Raw genomic sequence first — 23868 nt, forward strand, 5'->3', positions numbered from 1 at the left:
CGGCGAAAGCCCCGGAAGAACGCGGAAGGCCCCCGGCACGAACCGGGGGCCTTCTCCTCTGAGCGGACGACGAGGCTCGAACTCGCGACCTCAACCTTGGCAAGGTTGCGCTCTACCAACTGAGCTACGTCCGCATGCGCCGTGGCGCGAGAGCAACTATACCCAACCTCGCTCCCGTGCGAGACGCACTGCCGCATGACGGTTCTCCGCACCGAGTTTGGTGACGGCCGAGGAGAGGTAGTTCCGCACGGTCCCCGGCGACAGCGCGGCCCGCTCGGCGATCTCCGCGACCGGCGCCCCGTCGGCCGCCAGCTCCAGCACCTCCGCCTCCCGCGCGGTCAGCGGCGAGTCCCCGGCGGAGATCGCGTCGGCGGCCAACTCCGGGTCGATGTACCGGCGTCCCGCGTGCACGGTCCGGATGATCTCGGCGAGCCGCTGCGCACTCACCGTCTTCGGGACGAACCCCCGCACTCCGGCGGCCAGCGCCCGCTTCAGGTGCCCGGGGCGTCCGTGACCGGTGACGATCAGCACCTGGCAGCCGGGCAGTTCGGCGCGGAGCGATGTGGCGACCCTCACACCGTCGGCGCCCGGCATCTGCAGGTCCAGCACCGCCACGTCGGGCCGGTGTGCCTGCGCCATGGCCAGCGCCTCGGGCCCGCTCGCGGCCTCCGCGACGACGACCAGATCGTCCTCGAGTCCCAGCAACGCGGCCAGCGCACCCCGGATCAGATGCTCGTCGTCCGCGAGCAGCAGCCGTACCGGTGACGTCATGAAGTGACTCCACTCACATTCGTATCGGCGGTCGCACGACCGGACAGCGGCACCGAGGCGACCAGCCGGAACCCGTCCGTCCCGACCGGCCCGGCCTCCAGCGTGCCGTCGACCACCGCGAGCCGCTCCCGCAGCCCGGCGAGCCCGGACCCACCGCCCCCGCCGCTTCCGCCGGCCCCGCGCACCACAACTCCGTCGTTCTCCACCGTCAGCACCACGCATCCCTCTCGTACCCGCAGCCCCACGGTGCACCGTCCCGCGTCCCCGTGCCGCAGCACGTTGGTGGTCGCCTCCCGCACCACCCAGCCGAGCGCCGACTGCACCTCGGCGGGCAGCCCGGCGGCCTCGCCGGTCACCTCGCAGGCGACTCCCGCGGCCGTCAGCACGCCCCGCGCACCGGCGAGTTCGGCCCCCAGGTCGGCCTCCCGGTAGCCCCGGACGACATCGCGGACCTCCCGCTGCGACTCCTGGGCGATCCGCTGCACCTCGATCATCTGGTCGACGGCCTCGGGCCGTTCGCGCCGGGCCAGCTGGACGGCCAGTTCGCTCTTGAGGGCGATGACGGCGAGGTTCCGGCCGAGGACGTCGTGCAGGTCCCGCCCGAACCGCAGCCGCTCCTCGGCGACGGCGAGCCGGGTGCGGGTCTCGCGGGCCTCGTCGAGTTCGTAGACGGCGTTCAGCAGCCAGACGGAGAAGACCGAGGTGAAGGCGAGGAACGCACCGCCGAGGAACACCACGAGCGCGGTCAGCAGCGCGGCCGCCCCGGGGTAGCCGAGCGGGAAGGAGACCGCTCCGGCACCGCAGGCGAAGCCCGCGACGAGCGACAGCACCCGCTTGCGGTGGTGCACCCCGAGCGCCATGGTCCCGGCGCCGAAGGCCAGCACCCCGGTGAAGACGCTGCCGCCGGCGGCGTCCAGGTCCGGTCCCGGCCCGTGCTTGCGCAGGACGAGGGCGACGACGGCGAAGACGTACGTCGCCGCGGCGAGCGCCCACAGCAGCCGCACCGGCTGCCCCCGCCGGCCGCGCGTCCAGTCCAGCGCCCGGGAGGCGGTCACCGCGCAGAGCAGCGCGTGGACGACGACCATCGCCATCAGCCAGCCCGCGACCCTTGGCCCGGCCTGCGAGAACACCGGCAGCCCGATCGCCGCGACCTCGATCACCGCGAAGAAGTGGAACGACCAGCGCGTGTACGTCTCGACCTTGGCGGGGGTGGTCTTCCGCCGCCACCAGCCGCCTGCTGCCCCGCTCATCCCGGTCCCGTTTCCCCTCGTGCCCCTCAGCGCCGGGGTTCCCAGCGGAACCACCGCCGTACAGCAAACACCGCGACCACGGTCCAGGCCAGGGCGGTGGCGACCGCGCCCAGTGCCTCGTAGGCGCTCAGTTCCCCGGTCCAGCCCGCGCGGACCAGGCGGACCGCCGGGGAGAGCGGGAGGAGTTCACAGACCGCGGCGAGCCGGTGCGGCAGGACGTCCGCGGGGACGGCGATGCCCGAGCCCATCATGGACACGAGAACCAGGGGCGCCGCGGTGATCTGGGCGCTCTCGGTGGTCCGGGTGACGGCCGCGGTGAGCGCGGCGAGCACGGCGCTGAGCACCAGGCCGAGGACGAGTCCGAGCAGCGTGAGGTACGGCGCCCTGGGCGCGCCCGCGTCGAGCAGTACCGTGCAGCCGACGGCCAGCAGCAGCGCCTGGGCCAGGCCGAGACAGAGGGCGGGCAGGGCGGTGCCGGTCAGGATCTCCGCGTCGGACAGCTCGCCGGTGCGCAGCCGCTTGAGGACGAGTTCCTCGCGGCGGGCGACGAACGCGCCGACCAGCGAGCTGTAGACGGCGAACAGGAACGAGAAGCCGATCGCGGCGGTCAGCGTCAGGGTGCCGAGGCCGATCCCCTTGAGGCCCGCCTGGTCGATCGCGGGCCGCACGCTGACCGGCAGCACGAGCGGCATGAGCAGCGCGGTGAGCACCGCGCTGCGGTTGCGGCCGAAGAGGAGCAGCTCGGCGCGGGAGAGGGCGCGCAGCCGCGCCGCGACCACCGTGTTCATGCGGCAGCCTCCTTCGCGATCCCCAGGAACGCCTCCTCCAGCGAGGCGGAACGCACCTCCAGCCGGTGCAGCTCGACCCCGGTCCGTTCGGCCCAGCCCAGTACCGCGGCGGCGGTCCGCTGCACCTCGCGGGTCCGCAGCCGGACGAGGCCGCCGTCGAGTTCGTGTCCGCACACGCCCATCGCGGCGAGCGGCGGCAGGTCCCCGAGGAAGTAGCCCGTGGGCAGCTCGAAGGACATCCGCGCGGGCCGGCCCGCGGTCACCTCGCCCGGTGTCCCGGCGGCCGCGATGCGTCCCTCGTGCAGGATCGCGAGCCGGTCGGCGAGGTCCTCGGCCTCCTCCAGGTAGTGCGTGGTGAGCAGGACGGCCGTTCCGTCGTCGCGCAGGGTGCGCACCAACTCCCAGGTGTCCCGGCGGCCTTCGGCGTCCAGTCCGGTGGTCGGCTCGTCCAGGAACAGCACCTCCGGCCTTCCGAGCAGCGCGAGGGCCAGGTCAAGGCGGCGCCGCTCGCCGCCGGAGAGCTGTTTGACCCGGACGGCCGCCCGGCCGCCGAGCCCGACCAGGCCGAGCGCCTCGGCCGTGGGCCGGGCGCCCGTCGTACAGCCGGCCCACATCCGTACCGTCTCGCCGACGGTCAGCTCGGATGGGAAACCGCCCTCCTGGAGCATCACGCCGGTGCGCGGGCGTACGGCGGCCCGCTCCCGGTGCGGGTCGTGGCCGAGCACCCGTACCCGGCCGCCGTCGGGCGGTGCCAGTCCTTCCAGCAGTTCGACCGTCGACGTCTTGCCGGCGCCGTTGGTGCCGAGCAGCGCGAAGATCTCCCCGCGGGCCACGGAGAAGGTGATTCCACGGACCGCCTCGAACCCGCCCCCGTAGACACGCCGGAGATCTGTGACCTCAATCACGTGTTCGTAGTTCATGACTCCAGCGTCCCCGCGGCCGGAGCCGGGCAGCAGTGCGCCGTGTCATCACTCGCCATGACAAATGTCAGAGGGCGTCCCGGCGACCCGGAGGCGGGCGCACGAAAAAACCCCAGTCATGTGACTGGGGTTTCCTCTATGAGCTGGAGCGGACGACGAGGCTCGAACTCGCGACCTCAACCTTGGCAAGGTTGCGCTCTACCAACTGAGCTACGTCCGCACTGCTCCCGACCGGCTCCCACCGATCGGTGCGAGCACCAGCCTACCTGATCCACAAGCATGCTCAGGACCGGCGGTGCAGAGCGGGTGACAGGAATTGCACACTGCGCCTTCCCCCTGGAAGGGGGATGTTCTACTACTGAACTACACCCGCATGTACTCCGTGGGCTTCGGCTTTTCGGCCGGGCCCGTCGGCGTGCTCCAGACATTAGCTGATCAGCAGGGGGGTAGCGCAAGTCGGCTGCCCCCAGGGGTGGCTGACGCACCCTGAGGGCAGCCGGCCGCACCTGTCACTGGGCGGCGCTGAACGCTTCGTACACCTTCTTCGGGATGCGGCCGCGGGCCGGGACATCCATCTTGTTCGCCTGTGCCCAGGCGCGGACGGCCGCCGGGTCGGGGGCGACCTCCGTCTGCTTGTACGCCTTGCCCGACCTCGACCGCTTGCGGCCGGCCACCACGTAAGGCTCCAGGGCCTTGCGCAGTTTCTTGGCGTTGGCCTGATTCAGATCGATCTCGTACGACTTCCCGTCGAGTCCGAAGGCGATCGTTTCCGCCGCTTCCGAGCCGTCGATGTCGTCAAAGAGAGTGACCACGACCTTCTGCGCCACGAATATTCGGTCCCTTCGTGTGGCACGTCTATACAGCTCATCGACAGCTCATCGGCGATGACCGCGACGGCGGAAGATGACGTGCCGAGTATCGGCTATTGCCAATTCATTTGTACAGTGCCTGGCAATACAAAGTGAAGCCCGACTAAATCTGTCCGCGTGTCCCCAGCGCAATAGATGTCGTGGACGAACCCGGGGAACTTTCCCAGAACTTTTCGTGAGGATCGGCCGCTGTCACCCGATCGTGATGCGGCTCACGTAGTTTCCTACAACTCTACTCGCGTAGAAATTTTGTGCGGGTAGTCTGAAGGCACCGGTCGGAGACCACCGACGGGTATCACGGGTATCTGCTCAGCAGTCAGCACCACAACACCGGGAGTGCCAGTGGCACGCGTCGTAGTCGACGTCATGCTCAAGCCGGAGATCCTCGACCCCCAGGGCCAGGCGGTCCAGCGTGCGCTGCCGCGCCTGGGTTTCGAAGGCATCTCCGATGTACGTCAGGGAAAGCGATTCGAACTGGAAGTTGACGGGCCGGTCGACGAGGCCGCGCTCGCCCGCATCCACGATCTTGCGGAATCCTTCCTCGCCAACACGGTGATCGAGGACTTCACGGTTCGCGTCGACGAAGTCGCGGAGGCGGCGAAGTGACCGCTCGTATTGGCGTCGTCACTTTCCCCGGAAGCCTCGACGACCGTGACACCCAGCGCGCGATCCGGCTCGCGGGCGCGGAACCGGTCGCCCTCTGGCACAAGGACAAGGACCTCCACCAGGTCGACGCGGTGGTCCTTCCCGGTGGTTTCTCCTACGGCGACTATCTGCGGGCCGGCGCCATCTCCCGCTTCTCGCCGGTGATGGAGACCGTCATCGAGCAGGCGAAGGCCGGCCTGCCGGTCCTCGGTATCTGCAACGGCTTCCAGGTCCTCACCGAGGCCCACCTGCTCCCCGGCGCGATGCTCGGCAACAACCACCTGCACTTCATCTGCCGCGACCAGAAGCTGCGCGTGGAGAACACCTCCAGCGCCTGGACGACGGACTACAGCGCGGGGCAGGAGATCCACATCCCGCTGAAGAACATGGACGGCCGGTACGTCGCCGACGAGTACACGCTCGACAAGCTGGAGGCCGAGGGCCGGGTCGCCTTCCGGTACCTGGACTTCAATCCCAACGGCTCGCTCCGCGACATCGCCGGCATCACCAACGAGGCCGGAAACGTCGTCGGCCTCATGCCGCACCCCGAGCACGCCGTCGAGCCGCTGATCGGCACCGGCCGCACGGACGGCCTCCCCTTCTTCTCCTCGATCCTCAAGAAGCTGGTCAACGCATGAGCCGGACGCCTCTGGACACGGTCGAGCACGCGGCCGCGACCCCCGACGTCGAGCTGCCCTGGGCCGAACTCGGCCTGAAGAAGGACGAGTACGAGCGGGTGGTGGAGATCCTCGGCCGCCGCCCGACCGGCGCCGAGCTCGCCATGTACTCGGTCATGTGGTCCGAGCACTGCTCGTACAAGTCCTCCAAGGTCCACCTCCGCCAGTTCGGCGAGAAGGCGCCCCAGTCGGACGCCCTGCTCGTCGGCATCGGCGAGAACGCGGGCGTGGTGGACGTCGGCCAGGGGTACGCCGTGACCTTCAAGGTCGAGTCCCACAACCACCCCTCCTACGTCGAGCCCTACCAGGGCGCGGCCACGGGCGTCGGCGGCATCGTCCGCGACATCATCGCCATGGGCGCGCGCCCGGTGGCCGTGGTCGACCCGCTGCGCTTCGGCGCCGCCGACCACCCCGACACCAAGCGCGTGCTGCCCGGCGTCGTCGCCGGCATCGGCGGCTACGGCAACTGCCTGGGCCTGCCCAACATCGGCGGCGAGGTCGTCTTCGACGCCTGCTACCAGGGCAACCCGCTGGTCAACGCCGGTGCCATCGGCGTCATGCGGCACGAGGACATCCACCTCGCCAAGGCCTCAGGCGCCGGCAACCAGGTCATCCTGTACGGCGCCCGCACCGGCGGCGACGGCATCGGCGGTGCCTCGATCCTGGCCTCGGAGACCTTCGACGACGCCAAGCCCTCCAAGCGCCCCGCCGTCCAGGTCGGCGACCCCTTCCAGGAGAAGCTCCTCATCGAGTGCACCCTGGAGGCCTTCCGGGAGAAACTGGTCGTCGGCATCCAGGACCTCGGCGCGGCCGGTCTGTCCTGCGCCACCTCCGAGCTGGCCTCGAACGGCTCCGGCGGCATGACCGTCACCCTGGACGACGTCCCGCTGCGCGACTCGACCCTCTCGCCCGAGGAGATCCTCATGAGCGAGTCGCAGGAACGCATGTGCGCGGTGGTCGAGCCGGCCAAGGTCGCCCGCTTCCTGGAGATCTGCGAGAAGTGGGACGTCATCGCCACCGTCATCGGCGAGGTGACCGACGGCGACCGTCTTGAGATCTTCTGGCACGGCGAGAAGATCGTCGACGTCGACCCGCGCACGGTCGCTCACGACGGCCCGGTCTACGAGCGCCCCTACGCCCGGCCGTCCTGGCAGGACGCCCTCCAGGCGGACGACGCGAACAAGCTGCCGCGCCCGGCCGACAGCGCGGAACTCCGCGCGCAGGTCCTTCAGCTGGTGGGCTCCCCCAACCAGGCCTCCAAGAAGTGGATCACCTCGCAGTACGACCACTTCGTGCAGGGCAACACGGTGCTGGCCCAGCCCGAGGACTCGGGCATGATCCGCATCGACGAGGCCACCGGCCTCGGCGTCGCCATCGCCACCGACGGCAACGGCCGCTACGCCAAGCTCGACCCCTACACGGGCGCCCAGCTGGCCCTGGCCGAGGCCTACCGCAACGTGGCGACGACCGGCGCCAAGCCCCTCGCGGTCTCCGACTGCCTGAACTTCGGCTCGCCCGAGGACCCGGCGGTGATGTGGCAGTTCGCGGAGGCCATCCGCGGCCTCGCCGACGGGTGCCTCCAGCTCGGCACCCCGGTGACCGGCGGCAACGTCTCGCTCTACAACCAGACGGGCGAGGCGGCCATCCACCCGACCCCGGTGGTCGCCGTCCTCGGCGTGATCGACGATGTGGCCCGCCGCACCCCGGTCGCCTTCCAGGAGGAGGGTCAGCTGCTCTACCTCCTCGGCGACACCCGCGAGGAGTTCGGCGGCTCGGCCTGGTCCCAGGTCGTCCACGACCACCTGGGCGGTCTGCCCCCGAAGGTCGACCTGGAGCGCGAGCGCCTGCTCGCCGAGATCCTGATCTCCGCGTCCCGCGACGGCATGATCGACTCCGCGCACGACCTGTCCGACGGAGGTCTGATCCAGGCGGTCGTGGAGTCCGCGCTGCTCGGCGGCAAGGGCGCGCGGCTCGTCGTACCGGACGGCCTCGACGCCTTCACCTTCCTCCTCTCCGAGTCGGCCGGCCGCGCCCTCGTGGCCGTCCCGCGCTCCGAGGAGGTCCGCTTCAACGACATGTGCGGCGCCCGCGGCCTGCCGGTCACCCGCATCGGTGTCGTGGACGGCGACGCGGTGGAGATCCAGGGCGAGTTCAGCCTCAGCCTGTCCGAACTGCGCGAGGCGCACGAGGGCACGATCGAGGCACTGCTGGCGTAACCGGCCGCAGAACGGACGAAGGCCCCGCCCGGATGCGCTTCCGGGCGGGGCCTTCTCGGCTCACCGGACGTAGTTCTTGAGGATCTCCGTGTCGAGCTCGATGCGCATCGGATCGGGGAGTACCACCTTCTCGCCGAACTTCGAGGTCTGGACGGTGCGGTACCCGCCGACCTGCCGGTCCGGGCCGCTGTGCACCGTGACCGTGCAGGAGTCCCGGTCGATCAGGAGGTACAGCGGGATCCCGGCCTGACCGTACGCGGTCGGCTTTTCATGCCGGTCCCGTCGGTCCGTGTCCGAGTCGTACGAGGTGATCTCGACGACCATGAGCGCGCCGTCCGGGTCGGCCCATTCGCCGTGTCCCGCGAAGTGAGCCTCCGGCGCGAGTACTGCGTCCGGCTTCGCTCTGCCTTCCCGGTACGCATCGACCCGGAGCCCTTGGCCCTGGTACAGGTCCAGGTCGGGCCTGCTCTGCATACAGCGCCGGGCGAGCCAGGACACGATGGTGCTGTGGTCCCCGTCCGTCACCTTCTTGACTCCGATCCGTCCGTCGATGAACTCCAACGTGACGGTCTCGGGAGCGGCGGAGGCGATCGTTTCGAACTCTTCCACCGACATCTGAGACGTGCGCTCGGCCATAACCGTCATGTTGCACCCCCTTCCAGGCGAAGACCAGTGTCGCCAGGCCGTGGCGGTGCGGTGCGGGTTTGGCTGGTGATCACACTCACGGGTGATCGTTCTTGGCTGTCACGGCCGGCTCCCGGAACCTTCCGGGTTGGCGCCGAACACCGCATCCTTCTGGCATGTACTTGCGTGACGTCACCCCGGACGACGTGGACGCGTATGTCCGCATGCGCTGTGACCCCGTGATGATGAAGGACCTCGGCGGTCCGTTGCCCGGGGACGGGATGAGGGACAAGGTGCGCCGGGACGCGGCGGAGGCGGCGGCCGGTACCTCCTGGATCAAGATGATCGTTCCTGATCCCGGCGCCCCCGAGATCGTCGCCGGGAACGTGTGCATCTGGTCGCACGACGAAGGCGGGAAGCCGGTCTCGGAGATCGGGTGGATGGTGCTGCCCGAGTTCCAGGGGCGCGGGCTCGGCAGGCTGGCCACCCGTGCCCTCCTGGAACAGGCCCGGGCCGAGGACCGCTGGGGCGACATCCACGCCTTCCCGGCGACGGCCAACGGCCCCTCGAACGGCATCTGCCGGTCCCTCGGCTTCCGCCTCCTCGGCGAGATCGACGTCGACTTCGCCGGCCGGGTCATCAACAGCAACCACTGGGTGATCAGCCCGGCCTCCGATCTCGCCCCCTGACCGCCCCGCCGGAGCCCGACGGCTCAGTGGCCCGGCTGCCTCAGGCGGGCGCGGACCGCGGTGCGGTCGATGTCGAGTTCGGTGAGGAGCGCCGCCACCGGATCCGGGTGTTCGCAGTCGAGCAGGGCAAGCAGCAGGTGTTCCGGGGTGATGCGGCGGCTGTGGGCCCTTTTCGTCTCGGCGAGGGCGCGGGGGAGGACGGCGCGGGCGCCCGAGGTGAAGGGGGTTCGCTTGCGGGACGCGGGGATCGGTGATCGCTCGATGCCGTGGAGGTCGATGCCGACCACGGCCAGCGCCGAGCGGTCGAGGGTGTCGAGGGCGGCGCGGGCGGTCTCCAGGTCGGTGCCGAGGGTGCGGGCCGCGCCGGGGTCGTGGAGGACCCCCAGCAGGAGGTGCTCGGTGCCGATGCGGCGGTCGCCGCGCAGGGTGGTCTCCTCGACCGCCGACGAGACGGTCGCCCGGGCCTCCGCCGCGAACTGTTCGAACATGGTCGTCTCACTTCCCGTACTTGGCGTGAACGGACTGCCGGGACACCCCGAGGGCGTCCCCGATCTGCTCCCAGGACCAGCCCTGTTCGCGGGCGCGCACGACCGCCGCCGCCTCGACCTGTTCGGCCAGCCGGTGCAGGGCTCCCACGGCCCGCAGCCCCACCGCGGGGTCGTGCGACCTGAGGCGTTCCGAGAGCTCTTGTGTCTCCATGTCTGTCAGTCTGGATTGACGGATCGAGCATTGTCAACCCAGCCTGACAACTCCGGTCTCGTCTGTCGGACCGAGGCAATACGCTCACCGCCATGCCTCCCGCCAAGAAGCGCCCCAGGACGTACGACCCCGCCAAGACCCGCGCGGCGGTTCTCGCCCAGTTCTCGAACGTGCGGGACGCGGTCCGCACCCTCGCCCCCGACCAACTCGCGCTCCCCACCCGGCTGGAGGGGTGGACCGTACGGGACCTCGTCGCCCACATCGGGATGGCGCTCACCGCCGTCCACCGGGCCCTTGACCAGCCCGAGCCGGCGAAGGCGGACGCGGTGCTGCTCGACTGGCCGTTCGGGACCTCCGGCAACGCCGCCGCCATCGACGCCTTCACCCGCCGCCTCGCCGCCGGCCACCCCGACCTCGACGCCTACCTCGCCGACATCGACGACAGCTTCCGCCGCCTGCTCGACACGCATCCCGGCACCCGGCTGCTCGCCACCAGCGCCGGCGCGCTCTCCCTCGACGACTACCTCGTCACCCGGGCCGTCGAGCTGGTCGTGCACACCGACGACCTCGGCGCGGCGGTCCCGGGACTCGACATCCCCTACGACCGGCAGGCCCTGGCCGCCTGCACCCGGCTGCTCGCCGACGCGCTCGCCGTCAAGGCGCCCGGCGGGTCGACCGAGGTGCGGGTGCCGCCGTACGCCGTGGTGCAGTGCGTCGAAGGGCCCCGGCACACCCGGGGGACCCCGCCGAACGTCGTCGAGACCGACCCGCTGACCTGGATCCGGCTGGCCACCGGACGGCTGGGCTGGCAGGAGGCCCTGGCGTCCGCCAGGGTCAGCGCCAGCGGAGAGCGTGCGGACCTCGGGGCGTACCTGCCCGTCCTCGGGTGAGGGAACCGGTCGCCCGGGGCACGCCGTCGAAACGGTATGGACGGGTACGGGTTGAAACAGCGCATGCGCCGTACGACCCTGGCGAGGGCAGTGGCCGCCGCCCTGCTCGCTCTGCTCGCGGTGGCCTGTGGCGGCGGGAGAGGCGGAACCGTGGGGACTGTGCCGGCCGTGACCGGGACCGACTGGACCGTGGACAGCGTGACCGTCGACGGCACCACCCTCCGCGCCCCGGCGCGCGCCCACGTGAGGATCGAGGACGACCGGGCGGCCGGCAGTTTCGGGTGCAACCAGTTCAGCGGCACCGTGCAGATCACCGGCGACCAGTTCCGGCTGAGCCATGTCCGCACCACCCGGATGGCCTGCGACAACGCGCGGATGACCTTCGAGCGCACCCTCTCCCGCACGCTCACCTCCGGACCGCTGACCATGACGGGCGAGGGCGCGAAACTCACCCTCACCGCGAGCGGCGGCGACCGGGTCCAGCTGTCCAAGGCATGACACTCGGCGGCCGCGCGACCCCCCGAATGATGTGCGACACCTCACTCAGAGATACGGTGTGAGGGGGTTGCGCGGGCACCGCTCCGCCCGAACCGGCGCCATCTGGAGAAAGCTCCCACCGTGCTGACCTGCGGAAATGGAGAAAGCCACAACCGTGTCCGTGGTCGTAGATCCATTACCGCCGGGTATCCCCAATTCGGACCAGTGGTCGATCTCGCCTACACTCGGTGCCGTGCCACGTGGTGACGGTCTCCTCAATCACGATCTGCTCCCCGGTGAGAAGGGCCCCCAGGACGCTTGCGGCGTCTTCGGTGTCTGGGCTCCCGGTGAAGAGGTCGCCAAGCTCACGTACTTCGGGCTGTACGCCCTCCAGCATCGGGGCCAGGAGTCCGCGGGTATCGCGGTCAGCAACGGCTCCCAGATCCTCGTCTTCAAGGACATGGGCCTCGTCTCCCAGGTCTTCGACGAGACCTCGCTCGGTTCGCTCCAGGGTCACATCGCGGTCGGTCACGCCCGCTACTCGACCACCGGTGCCTCCGTGTGGGAGAACGCCCAGCCGACGTTCCGGGCCACCGCGCACGGCTCGATCGCGCTCGGCCACAACGGCAACCTCGTCAACACGGCGCAGCTCGCCGAGATGGTCGCCGAACTCCCCAAGGACCACAACGGCCGGTCCACCCGGGTCGCCGCGACCAACGACACCGACCTGCTGACCGCCCTCCTCGCGGCCCAGACCGACGAGGACGGCAAGCCGCTGACCATCGAGGAGGCCGCGCACGCGGTCCTGCCGAAGGTCCGGGGCGCCTTCTCGCTCGTCTTCATGGACGAGCACACCCTCTACGCCGCACGCGACCCGCAGGGCATCCGCCCGCTGGTCCTCGGCCGTCTGGAGCGCGGCTGGGTCGTCGCCTCGGAGTCCGCCGCGCTCGACATCTGCGGTGCCAGCTTCGTCCGCGAGATCGAGCCGGGCGAGTTCGTCGCCATCGACGAGAACGGCCTGCGCACCTCCCGATTCGCGGACGCGAAGCCCAAGGGCTGTGTCTTCGAGTACGTGTACCTGGCCCGCCCCGACACCGACATCGCCGGGCGGAACGTGTACCTCTCCCGCGTGGAGATGGGCCGCAAGCTCGCCGAGGAAGCCCCGGTCGACGCCGACATGGTGATAGCGACCCCGGAGTCCGGCACCCCGGCCGCCATCGGCTACGCCGAGGCCTCCGGCATCCCCTTCGGCAACGGTCTGGTCAAGAACGCCTACGTCGGCCGGACCTTCATCCAGCCCTCGCAGACCATCCGCCAGCTCGGTATCCGCCTCAAGCTGAACCCGCTCAAGGAAGTCATCAAGGGCAAGCGCCTGGTCGTCGTCGACGACTCGATCGTCCGCGGCAACACCCAGCGGGCCCTCGTGCGGATGCTGCGGGAGGCGGGCGCGGCCGAGGTCCACATCCGGATCTCCTCGCCGCCGGTCAAGTGGCCGTGCTTCTTCGGCATCGACTTCGCCACGCGCGCCGAGCTCATCGCCAACGGCATGACGATCGAGGAGATCGGCACCTCGCTCGGCGCCGACTCCCTGGCGTACATCTCCATCGACGGCATGATCGCGGCGACCACCATCGCCAAGCCGAACCTGTGCCGCGCCTGCTTCGACGGCGAGTACCCGATGGAGCTCCCGGACCCCGAACTGCTCGGCAAGCAGCTCCTGGAGACCGAGCTGGCGGCCGGTCCCGCAGCCACGGCCGCGGCCGACGCGATCCGTCGCCCGTAAGCCTCGTAGAAACCAACCCGAAAGATCCCAGGCAATGTCTGAGAACTCTGTTCCCGGTGCTTCCTACGCGGCTGCCGGCGTCGACATCGACGCGGGCGACCGCGCCGTGGAGCTGATGAAGGAGTGGGTGAAGAAGACGCAGCGCCCCGAGGTCCTCGGCGGCCTCGGCGGCTTCGCCGGCCTCTTCGACGCCTCCGCCCTGAAGAACTACGAGCGCCCGCTGCTGGCCTCCGCGACGGACGGCGTGGGCACCAAGGTCGACATCGCGCGCCGGCTCGGCGTGTACGACACCATCGGCCACGACCTGGTCGCCATGGTCATGGACGACATCGTGGTGTGCGGCGCCGAGCCGCTGTTCATGACCGACTACATCTGCGTCGGCAAGGTGCACCCGGAGCGGGTCGCCGCCATCGTCAAGGGCATCGCCGAGGGCTGTGTACTGGCGGGCTGCGCCCTGGTGGGCGGCGAGACGGCCGAGCACCCGGGCCTCCTCGGTGCGGACGACTTCGACGTCGCCGGAGCCGGTACGGGCGTGGTGGAGGCCGACCGGCTGCTCGGCGCGGATCGTATCCGTACGGGTGACGCGGTGATCGCCATGGCGTCCTCCGGGCTTCACTCGAACGGGTACTCCCTGGTCCGGCACGTCCTGCTGAACCAGGCCGGTCTCGCGCTCGACGCGCACATCGAGGACCTCGGCCGCACCCTCGGCGAGGAACTCCTGGAGCCGACCAAGATCTACTCGCTGGACTGCCTGGCCCTGATGCGGACGGCGGAGGTCCACGCCTTCAGCCACGTCACCGGCGGCGGACTCGCCGCGAACCTGGCCCGGGTGATCCCGGACCACCTGCACGCGATCGTCGACCGCACCACCTGGACCCCCGGTCCGGTCTTCGACCTGGTCGGCCGCACCGGCAGCGTCGAGCGGCTCGAACTGGAGAAGACGCTCAACATGGGCGTCGGCATGATCGCGATCGTCCCGCAGGAATCGGCGGACGTGACACTGACCGCACTGGCCGACCGCGGGGTCGACGCCTGGGTCGCCGGCGAGATCACCGACCGCGGCGAACACACCACGGGTGCGGAACTGGTGGGCGACTACGCATAGGCCCATCCCCTCCGGCGTTCGAGGAGCGGGGGCCGGGGCGGAGCCCCGCGAGCCCAGCACAAAACCCGGTCCGGCGTCGAAACCCCGGACCGGGTTTGTGAAGCGGCTCAGCAGCCGCCGGCGTCAAGCACCGCGACGATGCTGGGAGTGCGGACCGGACTGGTCGTCCTCGTCCTCGTCCTCATCGTCGTCGTTGTAGAGATCCGCGTACTGGGCGTACGGGTCGTCATCCTCGTCGTCGTCCTCGAACGGCTCGCCATTAGGCGGCTGGCTCGAAGTCGATGCGCCCAGCTCGCTGGCCAGACGTGACAGGTCAGTCCCACCGCTGTTGTACTTCAGCTGGCGGGCGACCTTCGTCTGCTTGGCCTTGGCCCGGCCGCGCCCCATGGCTCGACCCCCTCGGTGACGGGGCTCGACGGCCCCAGAGTCTGACACGCGTTCATGATCCGGAACGGGCTCTCCTCGGAGAGACCGGTCCGTAGGGCTTCCACGGTACCTGAGCCCGCGCCCATACGGTACGTCGCCCGCACCACGCGCCTGGCTGCACGACCCGCGAGGTGCCCCGTCCCCGCTGGTCAACCACGATTTTAACCACTTCCTGGCGGACGACCCGCCGACGAACGTGAGAGTTCTCTCGAAGTGCCCGTCGGCGGGTACCGGAAAACCGTCCGGAAACCCGGTGTTCGATCAGTGGCCGGCTGCCGTTGCCGCTTCGTGCATCCGCTGTTCGGCGATCCGGTCGGCCGCCGCGGCCGGCGGAATCCCGTCTTCCTTCGCACGTGCGAAGATCGCCAGGGTGGTGTCGAAGATCTTCGCCGCCTTCGCCCTGCACCGCTCGAAGTCGAACCCGTGCAGCTCGTCGGCCACCTGGATGACCCCGCCGGCGTTCACCACGTAGTCCGGCGCGTAGAGGATCCCGCGGTCGGCGAGGTCCTTCTCGACTCCCGGGTGGGCGAGCTGGTTGTTGGCCGCGCCGCACACCACCTTGGCGGTCAGCACCGGCACGGACGCGTCGCTCAGGGCGCCGCCGAGCGCGCAGGGGGCGTAGATGTCGAGGCCCTCGACGCGGATCAGGGCGTCGGTGTCGACGGCCACCTGCACCTGCGGGTGGCGGTCGGAGATCCGGCCGACGGCCTCCCGGCGCACGTCCGTGACGACCACCCGGGCGCCCTCCTCCAGCAGGTGCTCCACCAGGTGGTGGCCGACCTTGCCGACGCCGGCGATGCCCACGGTGCGGCCGCGCAGCGAGGGGTCGCCCCACAGGTGCTGGGCGCTGGCCCGCATGCCCTGGTAGACGCCGTAGGCGGTGAGCACCGAGGAGTCGCCCGCGCCGCCGTTCTCGGGGGAGCGCCCGGTGGTCCAGCGGCACTCGCGGGCCACCACGTCCATGTCGGCGACGTACGTGCCGACGTCGCAGGCGGTGACGTACCGTCCGCCGAGCGAGGCCACGAACCGCCCGTAGGCGAGCAGCAGCTCCTCGGTCTTGTCGCGGTCCGGGTCCCCGATGATCACGGCCTTGCCGCCGCCGTGGTCGAGCCCGGCCATGGCGTTCTTGTACGACATCCCGCGCGCGAGGTTGAGGGCGTCGGCGACGGCCTCCTCCTCGTTGGCGTACGGGTAGAAGCGGGTGCCGCCGAGGGCGGGGCCCAGTGCGGTGGAGTGGATGGCGATGACGGCCTTGAGGCCGCTCTTGCGGTCCTGACAGAGCACGACCTGCTCGTGACCGCCCTGGTCCGAGTGGAACAGGGTGTGCAGGACGCCGGTGGAAACGTCGGTCACTGTGGTGACTCCCGGTTGTGTCGCGTGTGTCGCGCGGGTGGAAGCGGGGGCTCCCGTAAGGGTGGCGGGGGCCTGGCATGAGCGTAGAGCCATTGCCCGTACACCATCCGCGCAGTGTTCAGGATCACTCTCCCGTGCCGCGTGTGCACGTATGAGCGTGGGACGATTTGCTGTGGTTTCCGCGGTCGGCCCCGGTCGGCTCCGTCATGGCTCCACCGTGGGTTCCGCTGGTTTCGAGCCCGGTCCGATGGGGAGGGAGCAGGCGTGCCCAAGGTGTCCTCGGTGGTCGTCCCCTACGCGACGTACCTGCGTGTGTACGAGCCGCTGGCAGCCTTCCCGGACCGGGAGCGCGACCACTGGACGCGCTACGCCCGCCGCCCGGAGCGCCCCTCCTACCAGGACGAACTCCGGCGCTCCCTGGCCGACTTGCTGCCCACCCCGCCGATCGCGGTGCCGGTGCAGGAGAGCGGCGACGCGTTCGTCCTGGAGGTCGACGGCGTCGTCTGCGTCTGTCCGTGGCGGACCCGGCTGCGCGGCTGGCGGGCTCTGGAGGAGCTCTCCGAGGAGCTGCCGAAGCCGGTCCTGGACGTGATGCTGCCGCCGGTCGTGCGCCGGCAGGCCGCGATGGACTACGAGCGCTGGCTGGCCCGCAACCCCGACTCCCGGCCCTGGATCCGCACGGCGACCTGGCAGGTGCCGCTGAACTGGTTCGTGCTGGTCTCCGACGAGGAGCGCCGGTACGAGAAGGGCACCGCCGAGATCCCGCCGATGCTGCGCTACCGCACGCCCATGGTGCAGGCCCGGCGCCGGGTGGCCCGGGCGCTGCGCACGCTCAAGGACAGCGTGGAGGAAGGGCCGCTGATCGACGGCCTGGTGGACGTCGGCCGCTGGCTGGAGGAGTTCCATCCGCGCTCGGTGGTCGAGCTGGACTACGGCGGCCTCGTGCACACCCTGCCCGCCGGGGACCTGGAGGACGACCATTCGGCGGCCGACGTGGCGGCCGGCATCGAGGCGCTGCGTCAGGGGGACGGGGCGGCGGCCGGGGAGGCGTACGGGCGGCTGGTGGAGCGGTGGCGGACGGTACGGGACCGCCGTTCGGCGAACTGAGGGCAGGTCTGCGTGGCGGTCCGCCGGCCGGTCCGAGGGCCGGTCTGGGAACCCGTCTGAGCGCGGATGCCCGGTGATCCGTACTGAGTGACGGGCCGTCCGATGCGGTTTACCGCCGGGTGACACCTGCGTGACGTGTGTGTGGTGAGTGACGTACGTCACGGCCCAGAAGCCATGAAACAACGTACGTTGACGGCACTTCAGTGAACGCACTGGACGTTGGATCCCGATCCGGGCTTTTGCGTCAAGGGTGACGGATAGCACTTACACGGCTCTTGCGCCTCTTGCCACTCCTCGTGCCAAAATAGGACAAGGAGTCCGGGGAGGGCTCCATCCGTCCAAGTGTGGTGCACTGTGGGCGGATTCTCAGCATTACGTGTTTTGGGGGGTCTGGTGCCTCCTGATCGTCCTGTGACTGATCGTCACAGTGGCGTGACTGTCCGCTATGGCATGGTCCATCGGCTTCCGCGGCTGATGCCTACCTGGGAGGGCAATTCCATCGGTTTGGCCGACGCGGCTGGACAGATGGTGTAGTTGTAGTGCCGAGGACAAGCCGTTCGTCCTATAACCGACTCGACTCGCGTCCGCCATTTCGGGCAACGCGGGTCAAGGTGCAGAATTTAGAGGAAAGAACCGAGAAGGTTCGGTTCTCCCGAGGAGGCCGCTCATGACCGCTCGCACCCCTGATGCCGAGCCGCTGCTGACCCCCGCCGAGGTCGCCACGATGTTCCGCGTCGACCCCAAGACGGTCACGCGGTGGGCGAAGGCTGGCAAGCTCACGTCGATCCGCACGCTCGGCGGACACCGCCGCTACCGCGAGGCTGAGGTGCGCGCCCTGCTGGCGGGCATCCCGCAGCAGCGCAGTGAAGCCTGATCCAACTGAATAGCGGGCAAACCGACCGGTCCCCCAACTGGCCGAAGTGCCCCGAACCCTAGCTACAAGCGACGCGGGACCTGCCCCAACAGGGACCACGCCCAGGCCGACAAGAACCTTCAGGCAAGCGACACAGGGTGCGTCGTGGATCGCGCTGGACTCCGCCGGGTCCAGCGCGATCTTTTTTGTGCGTCCATGGCGTCTTCGGCGAGCCTGACCGGCGCCTCTGTGAGCAGCCTTGTCGGAGTCTGGGGATCGCTGTCGGATCCGCTGTGCGGGCACCGGAGGGGGCTCGGGGCGAGGTCCGTCGTCGGGCTCCCAGGGTGGTGCAATTGCACATATTAAATTGACCAGTTGTAGGAAGGGGGTAAGTACCGCCGTTTCGGAAACTCATGCGGTGACACCCGTCACATACCGCACGGGTTGTTTGTACTGCCCCGCGTGCGCTAGAGGAGTCGCGCGCTCCACCGGCCCTTGGGGGAACGGCGGTTGGGCCCACCGTCACGGACTGACCGGGGCCTGGTCCTCCGTGGCGTCCTCGGGGGGCTCCGCGGCGTGCGGGACGGAGTCCATGGCCAGCCGCAGCAGCTGGTGGCAGACCGCGCAGTGGCGGGTCAGATGCCGGTACGACGAGGCGGCCGCCAGGTGGGCCCTCAGTAACGCCCGCGTCTCGTGCCGCACCGAAGCCGCCATACGCCACCTCCAGAAGGGCGCCGACAACAACCAAGCCCTCCCTCCTGGTTACCACCGAATGTGACGCCGTCAAGGGCACCGACCACTACGCGCCGCACGCCCCAAGCCGACCAGATGCGACCGATCCAGCCTCTTTTCAGACCGACCCCCTCCGATACGCCCCTCTTTCTGCCCGCCTACTCCACAGGTGCCCCCTGCCGGGCCGCCCTCTCCTCCCGCCACCCGCCGGCTGTGGCCGGTCCGGCACCGCCGGTCCGCGCCGTTGGGGTGGTCGCCGTGGCGGCGGGAGTGGGGGTGCGGCCGGTGCTTGTCTTTCCGCTGCGGCGGCGCTCAACTACGACGGCGGTTCCCGGCGGTGCCTGGCCCGTCGGCTGTGGCCGGTCCGGCGCCGCCGGTCAGGGTCGCTGTGGTGGCGGTAGTGGGGTGCGGCCGGTGCTTGTCTTTCCGCCGCGATGGCGCTCAGCCACGACGGCGGTTCCCGGCGGTGCCTGGCCCGCTGGCTGTGGCCGGTCCGGCACCGCCGGTCCGCGCCGTTGGGGTGGTCGCCGTGGCGGCGGGAGTGGGGGTGCGACTGGTGTCTGTCTTTCCGCCGCGGCGGCGGTTCGTGGCGGTGGCCGACTCGCCTGTGGTTGGGGGTATGCGAAAGGCCCGCTTCCCTTGGGGGATGCGGGCCTTGGCGGTTGGGCGGTCCTGACGGGATTTGAACCCGCGGCCTCCACCTTGACAGGGTGGCGAGCACTCCAAACTGCTCCACAGGACCAGGTTTCGCGGCACTTTGTCTTGCGCTGTGCTGCGAGAAGGACTGTACAGGAGGGGGTGGGCCCTGGTCGAACTCACCCAGCGTGCCCGGTCGGTTACGGAGCCGCCGTGTCGATCGCCTTCACGATCCGCTTGTCCGAGACCGGGTACGCCGTGCCCAGCGCGTGCGCGAAGTAGCTGACCCGCAGCTCCTCCAGCATCCAGCGGATGTCCAGAACCTGTTGCGGCACCGGCCGGCCCTTCGGGAGCTGCTCCAGGAGCCAGGCGTACTCGTCCTGCATCTCGTGGACCTTCTCCATGCGGGTGGTGTCCCGCTGGACGTTCGTCGGCATCTGCTGGAGACGGCGGTCGGCGGCGACCAGGTAGCGCATGAGGTCGGGGAGGCGTCGTATACCGGCCCAGGTCACGAAGCCCGGCTTCACGAGGGCGTCCAGCTGCTTGCGGACGTCCGTCAGGTTCGCGAGGAGCGCGGGGCTCCGTACACCCTTCAGGCGGCGCTCACAGGCCTGCCAGGCCGCAAGCACCTGCTGCACCTGCCCGACCGTACGGACCGTCGTGTCGACGATCTCGGCGCGCACCTTGTCGTACAGCTTCCGGTACGACTCCTCGTCCCACACCGGCCCCCCGAAGTCGGCGATCAGCTTGTCCGCCGCCGCCATCGCGCAGTCGTCGAACAAGGCCTGGATCGTGCCGTGCGGGTTCGCCGACAGCGCCAGCTTCTGCGCGTTCGTCAGCTTCTCCGACGCGAACTTCGCCGGGTTCACCGGGATGTTGCGGAGGACGAGCCGGCGGGTGCCCTTCCACATCGCCTCGGCCTGCTCCTCCTCGGTGTCGAAGAGGCGGACCGAGACCGTGTCGCCGTCGTCGACGAGCGCGGGGTACGCCTTGACCGGCTGCCCGGCCCGACGGGTCTCGAAGACGCGCGTCAGGGTGCCGATCGTCCAGTCGGTGAGGCCCTTGCGCTCCAGGGACTCGCCGCCCTCGCGGGAGGCGGTGGCCGCGGCGGCCTGGGAGAGGGCCTGGCGGGCCTTCGGCTTCAGCCGGAGCTTCAGCGCCTCCAGGTCCTTGTCCTCGGCCAGCTTCCGACGCCGTTCGTCGACGATCCGGAAGGTGATCTTCAGGTGGTCGGGGACCTTCGCCCAGTCGAAGTCCTCGGCCTCGAAGGGCACGCCGACCATCCGCTTCAGCTCGCGCGCCATGGTCGTGGTCAGTGGCTCCTGCAACGGCACCGCCGCGTCCAGGAAACGCTTCGCGAAGTTCGGCGCGGGCACGTAGTTGCGGCGGATGGGCTTCGGGAGGGTCCGGATCAGCTCCGTGACCACCTCTTCCCTGAGGCCCGGGATCTGCCAGTCGAAGCCCTCGTCCTTGACCTGGTTGAGGACCTGGAGCGGGATGTGGACGGTCACGCCGTCGGCGTCCGCGCCCGGCTCGAACTGGTACGTCACCCGGAACTTCAGCTGCCCCTGCCGCCAGGAGTCCGGGTAGTCGGCCTTGGTGACCGCCTCGGCCGACTCCCGGATCAGCATCTCCCGCTCGAAGTCCAGGAACTCCGGCTGCTCGTGCCGCTTCCGCTTCCACCAGGAGTCGAAGTGGGCGCCGGAGACGACGTGCTCGGGCACCCGCTGGTCGTAGAAGTCGAAGAGGGTGTCGTCGTCGACGACGATGTCCCGGCGCCGGGCGCGGTGCTCCAGCTCCTCGACCTCGCTCAGCAGCCTGCGGTTGTCGGCGAAGAACTTGTGGTGGGTCCGCCAGTCGCCCTCGACCAGTGCGTTGCGAATGAAAAGCTCGCGGCTGGTCTCCGGGTCGATCCGGCCGTAGTTCACCTTCCGGTCGGCGACGATCGGTACGCCGTACAGCGTGACCTTCTCGAACGCCATCACGGCCGCCTGGTCCTTCTCCCAGTGCGGCTCGCTGTACGTCCGCTTGAGGAGGTGCTCGGCGAGCGGCTCGACCCACTCCGGCTCGATCTTCGCGTTGACCCGGGCCCAGAGGCGGCTGGTCTCCACCAGCTCGGCCGACATCACGAACCGCGGGGTCTTCTTGAAGAGTGCGGAGCCCGGGAAGAGCGCGAACTTGGCGTTGCGCGCCCCCAGGTACTCGTTCTTCGCGCCGTCCTTCACGTCCTTCATGCCGATGTGGGACAGCAGGCCGGCCAGGAGGGAGACGTGCACGCGGTCACCGGGTGCGTCCTCCTCGTTGAGGTGGATGCCCATCTGCTTGGCGACCGTGCGCAGCTGCGTGTAGATGTCCTGCCACTCGCGGATCCGCAGGAAGTTCAGGTACTCCTGCTTGCACATCCGCCGGAAGGAGCTGGAGCCGCGCTCCTTCTGCTGCTCCCTGACGTATCTCCACAGGTTGAGGAAGGCGAGGAAGTCGCTGGTCTCGTCGCGGAAGCGGGCGTGCTGCTGGTCGGCCTGGGTCTGCTTCTCGGCCGGGCGTTCGCGCGGGTCCTGGATGGAGAGCGCGGCGGCGATGACCATGACCTCGCGGACACAGCCGTTCTTGTCGGCCTCCAGGACCATCCGGGCGAGCCGCGGGTCGACCGGCAGCTGGGCGAGCTTGCGGCCGGTGTCGGTGAGCCGTCTGCGCGGGTCCTTCTCGGCCGGGTCGATGGCGCCCAGCTCCTGGAGCAGCTGCACGCCGTCCCGGATGTTGCGGTGGTCCGGCGGGTCGATGAAGGGGAACTTCTCGATGTCGCCGAGGCCGGCCGCGGTCATCTGCAGGATGACGCTCGCCAGGTTCGTACGGAGGATCTCGGCGTCCGTGAACTCCGGCCGGGAGACGAAGTCGTCCTCGCTGTACAGCCGGATGCAGATGCCGTCGGAGGTACGGCCGCAGCGGCCCTTGCGCTGGTTCGCGCTGGCCTGGCTGATCGCCTCGATGGGCAGCCGCTGCACCTTGGTGCGGTGGCTGTAGCGGGAGATCCGGGCGAAGCCGGGGTCGATGACGTACTTGATGCCCGGGACCGTGAGCGAGGTCTCGGCGACGTTGGTCGCCAGAACGATCCTGCGGCCGGTGTGCGGCTGGAAGACCCGGTGCTGCTCGGCGTGCGAGAGCCGGGCGTAGAGCGGGAGGACCTCCGTGAACCGGTAGTTCTTCCTGGTGAGCGCGTCGGCGGTGTCCCGGATCTCCCGCTCGCCGGAGAGGAAGACGAGGATGTCGCCCGGTCCCTCGCCCTGGAGCTCCTCCACCGCGTCGCAGATGGCGGTGATCTGGTCCCGGTCGGCGTCCTCCGCGTCCTCCTCGAGGAGCGGCCGGTACCGCACCTCGACCGGGTACGTCCGGCCGCTGACCTCGATGATCGGGGCGTCGCCGAAGTGCCGGGAGAACCGCTCGGGGTCGATCGTGGCGGAGGTGATGACGACCTTGAGGTCGGGCCGGCGCGGCAGCAGCTGGGCGAGGTAGCCCAGCAGGAAGTCGATGTTGAGGGACCGCTCGTGGGCCTCGTCGATGATGATCGTGTCGTAGGCGCGCAGCTCGCGGTCGGTCTGGATCTCGGCGAGCAGGATGCCGTCCGTCATCAGCTTGACGAAGGTGGCGTCCGGGTTCACCTGGTCGGTGAAGCGGACCTTCCAGCCGACGGCCTCCCCGAGGGGCGTGCGCAGCTCCTCCGCGACCCGCTCGGCGACGGTACGGGCGGCGATCCGGCGGGGCTGGGTGTGCCCGATCATGCCGCGCACGCCGCGCCCGAGCTCCATGCAGATCTTGGGGATCTGGGTGGTCTTCCCGGAACCGGTCTCACCGGCGACGATCACGACCTGGTGATCGCGTATCGCCTCCGCGATCTCGTCTTTCTTCTGGCTGACGGGCAGCTGCTCGGGGTACGAGACGGCGGGCACGACGGCGCGCCGGGCGGCCATCCGTTCCTCGGCCCTGGCCACCTCTGCCTCGATCTCGGCGAGGACGGCGGCCCGGGCCTCCGGCTTACGGATCTTGCGCGCACCTTCCAGCCTGCGCCCGAGCCGGTGCGCGTCGCGCAGTGAGAGCTCGGTCAGGCGGGGGGCGAGGGGGCCGAGGGCGGGAGCGGGATGCGTAGACATACGCGGTCCAGGATCTCACCTCATGGAAATTCATGGCGAACGCTTTTGCCTCCGGCGGTTTGGCCGACGGTGCCGGGGGCGGACGGTTCGGTTCGGGTGCGGGCCGGTGGGGGCTGGTCGCGCAGTTCCTCCCCCAGCCTTCGGCCGGGGGGTACCCCCAGCGCCCCTGAAGGGGCACTTGGCCGGTCGCCCCATTTCAGCGGCACCATGCCG

22 protein-coding genes and 4 tRNA genes are annotated in these 23868 nt (G+C 69.9%); 10 read left to right on the plus strand and 16 right to left on the minus strand.

Features of this window, described 5'->3' with window-relative positions; translation table 11 throughout:
* Positions 1–61: 61 nt before the first annotated feature.
* The 8 genes from ACZ63F_RS28890 to ACZ63F_RS28925 all read right to left on the minus strand — a co-directional run bounded on the left by ACZ63F_RS28890 (position 62) and on the right by ACZ63F_RS28925 (position 4556).
* Positions 62–134: transfer RNA gene (locus tag ACZ63F_RS28890), tRNA-Gly, on the minus strand.
* A gap of 22 nt (positions 135–156) precedes the next feature.
* Positions 157–771: a response regulator gene (locus tag ACZ63F_RS28895; protein WP_469715114.1), complete on the minus strand. Its 615-nt coding sequence runs from the start codon at positions 769–771 to the stop codon at positions 157–159.
* A complete protein-coding gene (locus tag ACZ63F_RS28900) occupies positions 768–2021 on the minus strand; it encodes a sensor histidine kinase (protein WP_469715117.1) in 1254 nt (417 codons plus the stop codon). Before ACZ63F_RS28900 ends, ACZ63F_RS28895 begins: the two co-directional genes overlap by 4 nt.
* A 26-nt stretch (positions 2022–2047) precedes the next feature.
* Positions 2048–2809, minus strand: coding sequence for an ABC transporter permease (locus ACZ63F_RS28905; RefSeq protein WP_469715119.1), 762 nt, complete (start codon positions 2807–2809; stop codon positions 2048–2050).
* A complete protein-coding gene (locus ACZ63F_RS28910) occupies positions 2806–3729 on the minus strand; it encodes an ABC transporter ATP-binding protein (protein ID WP_469715121.1) in 924 nt (307 codons plus the stop codon). The genes ACZ63F_RS28905 and ACZ63F_RS28910 overlap by 4 nt, the downstream gene beginning before the upstream one ends.
* Before the next feature lie 144 nt (positions 3730–3873).
* A tRNA-Gly gene (locus tag ACZ63F_RS28915) sits at positions 3874–3949 on the minus strand.
* Positions 3950–4030: 81 nt separating this feature from the next.
* Positions 4031–4102, minus strand: a tRNA-Gly gene (locus tag ACZ63F_RS28920).
* Between the two features lie 136 nt (positions 4103–4238).
* A complete protein-coding gene (locus ACZ63F_RS28925) occupies positions 4239–4556 on the minus strand; it encodes a histone-like nucleoid-structuring protein Lsr2 (protein WP_469715123.1) in 318 nt (105 codons plus the stop codon).
* Between the two features lie 384 nt (positions 4557–4940).
* Between ACZ63F_RS28925 and purS the strand changes: the two genes are divergently transcribed.
* From purS to purL, 3 genes are read left to right on the plus strand one after another with little or no spacing between them, the layout of a single operon-like run.
* Positions 4941–5204, plus strand: a complete 264-nt coding sequence (gene purS / locus ACZ63F_RS28930; protein ID WP_093501106.1) for a phosphoribosylformylglycinamidine synthase subunit PurS — start codon at positions 4941–4943, stop codon at positions 5202–5204.
* Positions 5201–5881, plus strand: coding sequence for a phosphoribosylformylglycinamidine synthase subunit PurQ (gene purQ, locus ACZ63F_RS28935; RefSeq protein WP_351960315.1), 681 nt, complete (start codon positions 5201–5203; stop codon positions 5879–5881). The genes purS and purQ overlap by 4 nt, the downstream gene beginning before the upstream one ends.
* Positions 5878–8136 carry a phosphoribosylformylglycinamidine synthase subunit PurL gene (purL, locus tag ACZ63F_RS28940; protein WP_469715126.1) on the plus strand — a complete coding sequence of 753 codons (2259 nt, stop codon included), beginning with the start codon at positions 5878–5880 and terminating at the stop codon, positions 8134–8136. The genes purQ and purL overlap by 4 nt, the downstream gene beginning before the upstream one ends.
* A 60-nt stretch (positions 8137–8196) precedes the next feature.
* On the opposite strand, the gene ACZ63F_RS28945 is transcribed toward purL, so the two are convergent.
* Positions 8197–8781, minus strand: a complete 585-nt coding sequence (locus tag ACZ63F_RS28945; protein ID WP_469715128.1) for a Uma2 family endonuclease — start codon at positions 8779–8781, stop codon at positions 8197–8199.
* A gap of 155 nt (positions 8782–8936) precedes the next feature.
* Between ACZ63F_RS28945 and ACZ63F_RS28950 the strand changes: the two genes are divergently transcribed.
* Positions 8937–9449 (plus strand): GNAT family N-acetyltransferase, encoded by a 513-nt coding sequence (locus tag ACZ63F_RS28950; RefSeq protein ID WP_469715130.1) that lies wholly within the window; start codon positions 8937–8939, stop codon positions 9447–9449.
* Positions 9450–9472: 23 nt separating this feature from the next.
* On the opposite strand, the gene ACZ63F_RS28955 is transcribed toward ACZ63F_RS28950, so the two are convergent.
* Both ACZ63F_RS28955 and ACZ63F_RS28960 read right to left on the minus strand, forming a co-directional pair.
* On the minus strand, positions 9473–9937 hold the full coding sequence (locus ACZ63F_RS28955; RefSeq protein ID WP_469715132.1) for a Clp protease N-terminal domain-containing protein: 465 nt from the start codon (positions 9935–9937) through the stop codon (positions 9473–9475).
* A 7-nt stretch (positions 9938–9944) separates the two neighbouring features.
* Complete coding sequence (locus tag ACZ63F_RS28960; RefSeq protein WP_093501116.1) at positions 9945–10148, minus strand: helix-turn-helix domain-containing protein; 204 nt, start codon at positions 10146–10148, stop codon at positions 9945–9947.
* Between the two features lie 92 nt (positions 10149–10240).
* Here ACZ63F_RS28960 and ACZ63F_RS28965 point away from each other — a divergent pair, with 92 nt between their 5' ends.
* The 4 genes from ACZ63F_RS28965 to purM all read left to right on the plus strand — a co-directional run bounded on the left by ACZ63F_RS28965 (position 10241) and on the right by purM (position 14403).
* A complete protein-coding gene (locus ACZ63F_RS28965) occupies positions 10241–11038 on the plus strand; it encodes a maleylpyruvate isomerase family mycothiol-dependent enzyme (protein WP_469715135.1) in 798 nt (265 codons plus the stop codon).
* A 63-nt stretch (positions 11039–11101) separates the two neighbouring features.
* A complete protein-coding gene (locus ACZ63F_RS28970) occupies positions 11102–11536 on the plus strand; it encodes an META domain-containing protein (protein ID WP_469715137.1) in 435 nt (144 codons plus the stop codon).
* A 232-nt stretch (positions 11537–11768) separates the two neighbouring features.
* On the plus strand, positions 11769–13298 hold the full coding sequence (purF, locus tag ACZ63F_RS28975; protein ID WP_469715139.1) for an amidophosphoribosyltransferase: 1530 nt from the start codon (positions 11769–11771) through the stop codon (positions 13296–13298).
* Positions 13299–13332: 34 nt separating this feature from the next.
* Positions 13333–14403: a phosphoribosylformylglycinamidine cyclo-ligase gene (gene purM, locus ACZ63F_RS28980; protein ID WP_469715141.1), complete on the plus strand. Its 1071-nt coding sequence runs from the start codon at positions 13333–13335 to the stop codon at positions 14401–14403.
* 123 nt (positions 14404–14526) lie between these two features.
* Here the strand turns inward: purM and ACZ63F_RS28985 are convergent, their stop codons facing one another.
* Together ACZ63F_RS28985 and ACZ63F_RS28990 are read right to left on the minus strand one after the other, a co-directional pair.
* Complete coding sequence (locus ACZ63F_RS28985; RefSeq protein ID WP_046733692.1) at positions 14527–14790, minus strand: DUF3073 domain-containing protein; 264 nt, start codon at positions 14788–14790, stop codon at positions 14527–14529.
* Between the two features lie 300 nt (positions 14791–15090).
* Positions 15091–16182 (minus strand): Leu/Phe/Val dehydrogenase, encoded by a 1092-nt coding sequence (locus ACZ63F_RS28990; protein ID WP_469715143.1) that lies wholly within the window; start codon positions 16180–16182, stop codon positions 15091–15093.
* Between the two features lie 264 nt (positions 16183–16446).
* Between ACZ63F_RS28990 and ACZ63F_RS28995 the strand changes: the two genes are divergently transcribed.
* Both ACZ63F_RS28995 and bldC read left to right on the plus strand, forming a co-directional pair.
* Positions 16447–17289: a DUF8083 family protein gene (locus ACZ63F_RS28995; protein ID WP_469715145.1), complete on the plus strand. Its 843-nt coding sequence runs from the start codon at positions 16447–16449 to the stop codon at positions 17287–17289.
* A gap of 667 nt (positions 17290–17956) precedes the next feature.
* A complete protein-coding gene (gene bldC, locus ACZ63F_RS29000) occupies positions 17957–18163 on the plus strand; it encodes a developmental transcriptional regulator BldC (RefSeq protein ID WP_003949541.1) in 207 nt (68 codons plus the stop codon).
* A gap of 501 nt (positions 18164–18664) precedes the next feature.
* Here bldC and ACZ63F_RS29005 read toward each other — a convergent pair.
* From ACZ63F_RS29005 to hrpA, 3 genes are all read right to left on the minus strand, one after another.
* Positions 18665–18856 carry a DUF6274 family protein gene (locus ACZ63F_RS29005; protein WP_469715147.1) on the minus strand — a complete coding sequence of 64 codons (192 nt, stop codon included), beginning with the start codon at positions 18854–18856 and terminating at the stop codon, positions 18665–18667.
* Between the two features lie 685 nt (positions 18857–19541).
* Positions 19542–19616 (minus strand) — tRNA-Asp (locus ACZ63F_RS29010).
* Between the two features lie 94 nt (positions 19617–19710).
* The gene (gene hrpA / locus ACZ63F_RS29015; protein ID WP_469715149.1) at positions 19711–23655 is read right to left on the minus strand and encodes an ATP-dependent RNA helicase HrpA; all 3945 of its coding nucleotides are present in this window, start codon (positions 23653–23655) and stop codon (positions 19711–19713) included.
* Between the last annotated feature and the right edge of the window lie 213 nt (positions 23656–23868).

The sequence above is a fragment of the Streptomyces sp. NPDC104761 genome, assembly GCF_055583445.1.

Excerpts from the sequence above, each read along its gene's own strand:
- ACZ63F_RS28895 (WP_469715114.1), bottom strand. The coding sequence starts at position 771 with ATGACGTCACCGGTACGGCTGCTGCTCGCGGACGACGAGCATCTGATC.
- ACZ63F_RS28900 (WP_469715117.1), bottom strand. The coding sequence starts at position 2,021 with ATGAGCGGGGCAGCAGGCGGCTGGTGGCGGCGGAAGACCACCCCCGCC.
- ACZ63F_RS28905 (WP_469715119.1), bottom strand. The coding sequence starts at position 2,809 with ATGAACACGGTGGTCGCGGCGCGGCTGCGCGCCCTCTCCCGCGCCGAG.
- ACZ63F_RS28910 (WP_469715121.1), bottom strand. The coding sequence starts at position 3,729 with ATGAACTACGAACACGTGATTGAGGTCACAGATCTCCGGCGTGTCTAC.
- purL (WP_469715126.1), top strand. The coding sequence starts at position 5,878 with ATGAGCCGGACGCCTCTGGACACGGTCGAGCACGCGGCCGCGACCCCC.
- ACZ63F_RS28945 (WP_469715128.1), bottom strand. The coding sequence starts at position 8,781 with ATGACGGTTATGGCCGAGCGCACGTCTCAGATGTCGGTGGAAGAGTTC.
- ACZ63F_RS28950 (WP_469715130.1), top strand. The coding sequence starts at position 8,937 with ATGTACTTGCGTGACGTCACCCCGGACGACGTGGACGCGTATGTCCGC.
- ACZ63F_RS28955 (WP_469715132.1), bottom strand. The coding sequence starts at position 9,937 with ATGTTCGAACAGTTCGCGGCGGAGGCCCGGGCGACCGTCTCGTCGGCG.
- ACZ63F_RS28960 (WP_093501116.1), bottom strand. The coding sequence starts at position 10,148 with ATGGAGACACAAGAGCTCTCGGAACGCCTCAGGTCGCACGACCCCGCG.
- ACZ63F_RS28965 (WP_469715135.1), top strand. The coding sequence starts at position 10,241 with ATGCCTCCCGCCAAGAAGCGCCCCAGGACGTACGACCCCGCCAAGACC.
- ACZ63F_RS28970 (WP_469715137.1), top strand. The coding sequence starts at position 11,102 with ATGCGCCGTACGACCCTGGCGAGGGCAGTGGCCGCCGCCCTGCTCGCT.
- purM (WP_469715141.1), top strand. The coding sequence starts at position 13,333 with ATGTCTGAGAACTCTGTTCCCGGTGCTTCCTACGCGGCTGCCGGCGTC.
- ACZ63F_RS28985 (WP_046733692.1), bottom strand. The coding sequence starts at position 14,790 with ATGGGGCGCGGCCGGGCCAAGGCCAAGCAGACGAAGGTCGCCCGCCAG.
- bldC (WP_003949541.1), top strand. The coding sequence starts at position 17,957 with ATGACCGCTCGCACCCCTGATGCCGAGCCGCTGCTGACCCCCGCCGAG.
- ACZ63F_RS29005 (WP_469715147.1), bottom strand. The coding sequence starts at position 18,856 with ATGGCGGCTTCGGTGCGGCACGAGACGCGGGCGTTACTGAGGGCCCAC.
- hrpA (WP_469715149.1), bottom strand. The coding sequence starts at position 23,655 with ATGTCTACGCATCCCGCTCCCGCCCTCGGCCCCCTCGCCCCCCGCCTG.